The following is a 6,713-nucleotide window of genomic DNA, read 5'->3' on the forward strand; positions in this document are numbered from 1 at the left end:
CTTTAGTCTACTTTAGTAGACTTTAGCTATTAGCCTAGAACTTTAGTTCGAGGCGAGCAAGTCAGCTAACAGTTAAGCTACTTTTAGCTTAAGTTGACACCAATGCAAAGCCTTGCGCCCCTACAAATCTATAAATAGTTCCCTGTTCCCTATCTCTACAAGTGGCTCAGGAAACAAATCGGATTTCTAGATATCGGTAAGTGTGTGATGTGTCTCAAGTATTAATGTGGATATAGACACAGCACAATAATTTACATTAAAGGAAATACTGATGAATAGTTCAAAATTAGTTGCCATTATTACAGGTGCGATTTCGATCATTTTAGCGATCGCTTACCTCATCTTAGTCCAACTGCTGGACTACCGGGACATGAAACCCGCCCCTATCAGCCAATTTGACCAAGCGCCTGCGATTATTTCTGTTTGTTGGCAGATTGACAAAATTACAGAAGTGTAGATTACATTTAGCTGACTTGTAGAGAGACGCTATCAATTGCGTCTCTTGTGATTTATGTCAATAAGTAAAAACTCACGATGATTATTGATGAAACCAACAGTTAATTCATAGATAACAAGCAATAGTTATTATTCATTACTCAAATAGTTGATTATATAAGTTTTGTTTAGAGGAATTATCTCAAATTTATTTAGATAAAGTGATTCCATTTGGACAAATATAACGGTAAGCTGTTTCTAAGAAAATTAAACAAAGATAAAATTTTATTATCTGCGATTGCAAGGTTAACTGGGATCAACGCCAGTTGGCTCAAAACTCCAAATTTTTAATGACAATATAGAGGTAAGTTGATGGCTCAGTTTCTACTTGAGACTGTTTGGCTAGTTCCTTGCTATGCCTTAATAGGTGGCTTGTTAGCCGTACCTTGGTCGCCAGGGATCATTCGCAAAACGGGGCCAAGACCGGCGGGTTATATAAACTTGGTGATGACGTTTTTGGCGTTTGTGCATTCAGCGATCGCTTTACAAGCAACTTGGAATCAGCCAGCCCAAGAAGTATTTATTCCTTGGCTATCTACGGCTGGTTTAAACCTCACCATTGCTTTAGAAATATCCTCGGTGAGTGTCGGCGCTTTGGCTCTGATTACTGGCTTGAACTTGCTGGCGCAGATTTATGCGATCGGTTACATGGAAATGGATTGGGGTTGGGGACGCTTCTATTCCTTATTAGGGATGTTTGAAGCGGGACTATCTGCCCTTGTTCTGTGTAATAACTTGTTCTTCAGCTATGTAATATTGGAAATCCTCACACTGGGAACCTACTTACTAGTCGGCTTATGGTTTAGCCAGCCGTTGGTAGTCTCAGGGGCGAGAGATGCTTTCTTAACCAAGCGGGTGGGAGACTTATTCTTGCTGATGGGCGTGTTGGCATTATGGCCCCTAGCCGGAACTTGGAATTATCCAGAACTAGCCCAGTGGGCGGCTACTGCTAACGTTAATCCGACAACAATGACACTGGTAGGTTTAGCCTTGATTGCCGGGCCGATGGGTAAATGTGCTCAGTTCCCTTTGCATCTGTGGTTAGATGAAGCGATGGAAGGCCCTGTTCCCAGTACGATTTTGCGGAACTCGGTAGTAGTCGCTAGTGGTGCATGGGTGCTGATTAAACTGCAACCTGTGTTAAGCCTATCGCCCATAGTTTCCTCCGCTATGGTGGCCATTGGGGTAGTGACAGCGGTGGGTGCTTCTTTAATTGCGATCGCGCAAATTGATCTTAAACGCTGCCAATCCTATTCTGTCAGTGCCTACATGGGTTTAGTATTCATCGCCGTCGGAGTGCAACAAGACGAAGCGGCACTGTTGTTAGTACTCACCCATGCCATATCAGCAGCATTGTTGGTGATGAGTACCGGAGGAATTATCTGGAATAGCATCACCCAAGATGTAACTCAATTAGGCGGATTGTGGACACGCCGCCCAATTTCAGCAATAGCTTTTATCGTCGGGACTTTGGGATTAATTGGTTTTCCACCACTGGGTAGCTTTTGGGCGTTGATGGAACTAGCAGATGGGTTGTGGGAAACACAACCTTGGTTAGTGGGAGTAGTGATAACGGTAAACGCTTTAACAGCCGTGAGTTTAACCAGAGAATTCGCTTTAATTTTTGGCGGTAAAGCTACACAAATGAGTCAGCGATCGCCTGAAGCACACTGGCCAATGATTCTGCCAATGATGATTCTACTTGGCTTCAGTCTACATCTTCCTTTAGTGTTGCAAAGCTTATCACTTCTACCAGATTGGGCAACTCTCAATAAAGATGTCGCACTACTTTTAATTTGGTCGAGTATTTTCGGTTGCAGCATCACTGGCGTGATTTATTTAGGTAACATTCCTAAACCGATTCGCCTTCCTTGGCAAGGTTTACAGAACTTGTTTGCATACGACTTTTACACCCCGAAACTCTATAAAATGACCATTATTTTTGGAGTTGCCAAAATTTCCCAACTTGCCGATATGATTGACCGCTTTGTAGTCGATGGCATCGTTAATTTCGTTGGTTTATTTTCGCTATTAGGTGGAGAAGGCCTTAAATACAGCACCTCTGGACAAACCCAGTTTTATGCCTTAACTGTTCTTCTCGGAGTGAGCATTTTAGGAATGTGGGTAACTTGGCCATTTTGGGGAGTGCAGTTTTTAAATTCGATTTTCTAAATCACTAGATTTAGGTATCCAATGCAGTTTTATTATAAACAGACAGTTTAATATCGTGAGGATAATTCCATGAGCAGACAACATCCCCAAATCAATCTTTCTAGAAGAACTTTATTCAAGTTTGGTGCAGGTGCGATCGGTACAGGTGTATTGACAGCCGGACTTAGCTCAAACTTACTTGCAGCCGAAAAACCCGCAGCAAAAGATGATATTACCCCCGACAAGGCATTACAAGAGTTAGTAGATGGGAATGAAAGATTTGTCAAAAGTAAACGTAAAACCCCCCACCAAACTCATTCGCGTTTAGTGGAAGTTGCTAAAAGCCAAAAGCCATTTGCTTCTGTTCTAGGCTGTGCTGATTCACGAGTGCCTTCAGAGATTGTTTTTGACCAAGGACTTGGAGATTTATTTGTCTGTCGTGTAGCTGGTAATATTGCCACGCGAGAAGAAATTGGCAGCTTAGAATTTGGTAGCTTAGTATTAGGTTCCAAAGTCATCATGGTAGTTGGACATGAAAGATGCGGTGCAGTAGATGCAGCAATTAAAGGCGCTCAAGTACCAGGGCAAATTGGAAGTTTGCTTGAAGCAATTAAACCAAGTGTGGAAAGCTCAAAAGAAGAGCCAGGAGATAAGTTAGCAAACGCTTGTAAAGCAAATATTTTGGCACAAGTTGAAAAATTGAAATCATCGCCAGTTTTATCTGAGTTAATCAGCGCAGAAAAGCTGAAAATAGTCGGTGGTTATTACGATCTAGATACTGGCAGAATCAGTCTAGTTTAGTTAGATTTTTTAAATCTCATTTCCAGGTTACACCTGGAAGTATATTTCATTAAGCTGCTACCGTGAATTCATAGACATTTATAACAATTACCAATTTTATTAAATCCCAAATTGCCATGTTAAGTGTTTTGATCTGGCTGCCAATTTTAGCCGCTGCTCTCATAGCAATATTACCTTTAAGTTTTCCTAATTATCGCATTCGTGTAACAGCATTAATTTTTTCTGGGATAGTTCTGTTTTGGAATCTTTTTATCCTGCTGAAATTTGATATCACCAATCCAGGGATGCAATTTAAAGAGTATTTGCCCTGGAATGAAACTCTGGGATTAAGCTATCAATTAGGTGTTGATGGGCTTTCTATATTGATGTTGGTGTTAAATAGCCTACTAACTTGGATTGCTATTTACAGCAGCAGTAAAGAAACTGAACGCCCCCGGCTGTTTTACTCCATGATTTTATTAGTTAGTGGAGGAGTTGCAGGTGCTTTCCTAGCAGAAAATTTGCTGCTATTCTTCCTATTCTACGAACTAGAATTAATCCCCTTTTACTTACTAATTTCCATTTGGGGAGGGGAAAAACGGGGTTATGCTGGAATTAAATTCCTGATTTATACTGCTGTTTCAGGAGCATTCATTCTGGCGACATTCTTGGGTATGGTGTGGCTGAGTGGTTCTACCAATTTTGCTTTTGATGCAGTCTCTACAGAAAATCTATCAACAGCAAAACAAATCCTTTTACTAGCAGGGATAGTATTAGGTTTTGGGATTAAGATTCCCTTAGTTCCCTTCCATACTTGGCTACCGGATGCTTATGTTGAAGCTTCAGCACCAATTGCCATTCTTCTCGGTGGCGTGTTAGCAAAGCTGGGAACCTATGGACTGCTGCGGTTTGGGTTGGGGATGTTTCCCCATGCTTGGAGTATTATTGCACCGACTTTAGCAATTTGGGGAGCAATCAGCGCTATCTATGGAGCAGTAATTGCGATCGCTCAAAAAGATATCAAGCGCATGGTAGCATACAGTTCCGTCGGTCACATGGGCTATATCTTGCTAGCTGGTGCTGCGAGTACTCCATTAGCACTTGTGGGTGCAGTCGCTCAAATGTTTAGCCACGGTATCATTTTGGCAATCCTTTTCCACTTGGTGGGAGTTGTAGAAGCCAAAGTTGGCACCCGCGAATTAGATAAACTCAATGGTTTAATGAGTCCCATACGCGGTTTACCTCTAATTAGTGCTTTACTCGTTTTAAGTGGGATGGCTAGTGCTGGTATTCCCGGTTTAACAGGATTTATTGCAGAATTTATCGTTTTTCAAGGTAGTTTCTCTGCCTTTCCCATTCCAACAATTTTGTGTGTAGTAGCTAGTGGATTAACCGCAGTTTATTTTGTCATCCTCCTCAACCGCACCTGTTTTGGCAAACTCGATAACTTCGCCTACTATCCCAAAGTCCTTTGGTCTGAGAAAATACCAGCTTTAGTTTTGGCAGCTTTCATCATCTTTTTGGGAGTGCAACCCACTTGGTTAGTGCGTTGGAGTGAATCCACAACTACAACAATGGTGGCTGCAATTCCCGCCTTAGAAAAAACCGTAATCTCTGAAGTAGCACTGAAATAGAAAATCCATCAAATCACTACTTGTCTTGACGGCGATTTATCGCGTCTTAAAATCTATCCTCCCACACGCGATAAATCACCTCTCAAAACCTATCCTCCAGACGCGATAAATCGCGTCTCTACAAATTTACGATTACTATGACAGCAATTAAAACAGCAATTAAATTACCTCCTTCCAAGCACGAATTTGCTGAAGTAATTCACCGCTTAGAAGCAGGCGGTGCAATGTTACCCGATACCCCAGAAAATTTGATGCAAATCATCGGTTTATACAAAGCTTATGCTGTACCGATGGATTTTTACTGGCGTGACCTACTTTATATTGCTGAACGCGAATTTTTAAACCCGCTTCCCTTCTTTAAATACTTCTTACCCAAAGAGTATTTAGAACTGCATAATCATTACGCTGGCGATGATGCTGATTTGCGAATTTGGCGCGGCGAAGCTACTGCACATCCAGAACTTTTGGCATTTATTGAGAAAGGTGAAACTTTCAAAATGCCGAAGTTATTGCATCACTTGTTCCACGATCGCATTAACATGGAATTTGCGGAAGCTTGTATGCGGGCGATGTTGTGGCACAGAGGGATGGGTGGACAATTTGACCCTTACCTAGATTCAGACGAATACAAAGCCAACGCTGACAGGGCAATTAAAGCTTACTTCCAAGGGAACCCCGTAATGCTGGGGCTTTACAATCTGTTCCCTGATATGTTTTTGGAACAGTGTCGCCAGATGTCATACTACGCCAACCTGGGCTTATTCTGGGAAATCATGGCTCCGGTGTTCTTTGAAATGTCTGATCGCTATGACGAAGGTACCATTAGCAGCGTCCCAGAGGCGATGAATTTCTTAGTTAATGGTATATTTGCGATCGCAGGTCGTCCGATTTACCATCACGTTTATATTCGTGGTGAATGCTACGAAATTGTCCCCAAATCTAAGGGTTTCATGTGGCTATATGAAGCTGCATTACCTTATGTAGAAGCAGTTTTCTACCGTACCGCACCCTTCCGGGGAACGAAATCTTATAATGCTCAAGCGCGTCAAGTACCGGCAGACCAGAAAGACTTTCACTATGGTATTCTTTACGCTGATGTATTCCCAGTGGGGACTGCTGGCATTCCCCCGACATTATTAATGCAAGATATGTTGCACTTTTTGCCTCCATATCTGGTTGATTACTACAGCCAACATTGCCGGGGTGAAGAAGATATGTTGATTCAGTTGGGAGTTAGTTTCCAACGGTCAATGTATTGTGTTACTTCTGCGGTAATTCAAGCCTTGCGAACTGCTCTTTTATATCCTTTAGATGACCCAAATCCCAAGCATTTACAAGCAAATCGAGATTTTTTTGAGATGCAGCTAAATCGCTTCACTCGACCAGATTACAATATTCGTGATGCTGCTCGTTTGGGAAGTATTCAAAAGCAAGATTATCGATAAGAGATCCCCCCAACCCCCCTTAAAAAGCTATCCATTACCCGGATTTTTCTCAATATTTACGAGAGTATACCCCTCTTCTGTCACTTTCCGGGAGCGCGATCGCTAGAAGCCTGATGAGGCAATCAATACAAGCTATACTATTAGAAAAAACAAGTCTTGTATTTGTTATTAGAAAAGAATCGCGCGTAGGCGTAGCCCGTCGTAGACA

The 6,713-nt window shown here is 42.0% G+C and carries 5 protein-coding genes; all 5 read left to right on the forward strand.

What is annotated here, in order from left to right; translation table 11 throughout:
* Window positions 1–271: 271 nt before the first annotated feature.
* The 5 genes from VB740_RS35120 to VB740_RS35140 all read left to right on the forward strand — a co-directional run bounded on the left by VB740_RS35120 (window position 272) and on the right by VB740_RS35140 (window position 6,505).
* Window positions 272–457 carry a hypothetical protein gene (locus VB740_RS35120; protein ID WP_323204427.1) on the forward strand — a complete coding sequence of 62 codons (186 nt, stop codon included), beginning with the start codon at window positions 272–274 and terminating at the stop codon, window positions 455–457.
* 350 nt (window positions 458–807) lie between these two features.
* Entirely contained in the window at window positions 808–2,667 is a 1,860-nt protein-coding gene (locus VB740_RS35125) for an NAD(P)H-quinone oxidoreductase subunit F (protein ID WP_323204428.1), read from the forward strand.
* A 69-nt stretch (window positions 2,668–2,736) separates the two neighbouring features.
* Window positions 2,737–3,447 (forward strand): carbonic anhydrase, encoded by a 711-nt coding sequence (locus tag VB740_RS35130; RefSeq protein ID WP_323204429.1) that lies wholly within the window; start codon window positions 2,737–2,739, stop codon window positions 3,445–3,447.
* Window positions 3,448–3,563: 116 nt separating this feature from the next.
* On the forward strand, window positions 3,564–5,060 hold the full coding sequence (locus tag VB740_RS35135; RefSeq protein ID WP_323204430.1) for an NADH-quinone oxidoreductase subunit M: 1,497 nt from the start codon (window positions 3,564–3,566) through the stop codon (window positions 5,058–5,060).
* 137 nt (window positions 5,061–5,197) lie between these two features.
* Window positions 5,198–6,505, forward strand: coding sequence for a CO2 hydration protein (locus VB740_RS35140; protein WP_323204431.1), 1,308 nt, complete (start codon window positions 5,198–5,200; stop codon window positions 6,503–6,505).
* The last annotated feature ends 208 nt before the right edge of the window (window positions 6,506–6,713 follow it).

Source organism: Nostoc sp. UHCC 0251, from assembly GCF_034932245.1.
Classification (GTDB): domain Bacteria; phylum Cyanobacteriota; class Cyanobacteriia; order Cyanobacteriales; family Nostocaceae; genus Nostoc.

Coding starts and splice junctions, on each gene's coding strand:
- VB740_RS35120 (WP_323204427.1), top strand. CDS start 272: ATGAATAGTTCAAAATTAGTTGCCATTATTACAGGTGCGATTTCGATC.
- VB740_RS35125 (WP_323204428.1), top strand. CDS start 808: ATGGCTCAGTTTCTACTTGAGACTGTTTGGCTAGTTCCTTGCTATGCC.
- VB740_RS35130 (WP_323204429.1), top strand. CDS start 2,737: ATGAGCAGACAACATCCCCAAATCAATCTTTCTAGAAGAACTTTATTC.
- VB740_RS35135 (WP_323204430.1), top strand. CDS start 3,564: ATGTTAAGTGTTTTGATCTGGCTGCCAATTTTAGCCGCTGCTCTCATA.
- VB740_RS35140 (WP_323204431.1), top strand. CDS start 5,198: ATGACAGCAATTAAAACAGCAATTAAATTACCTCCTTCCAAGCACGAA.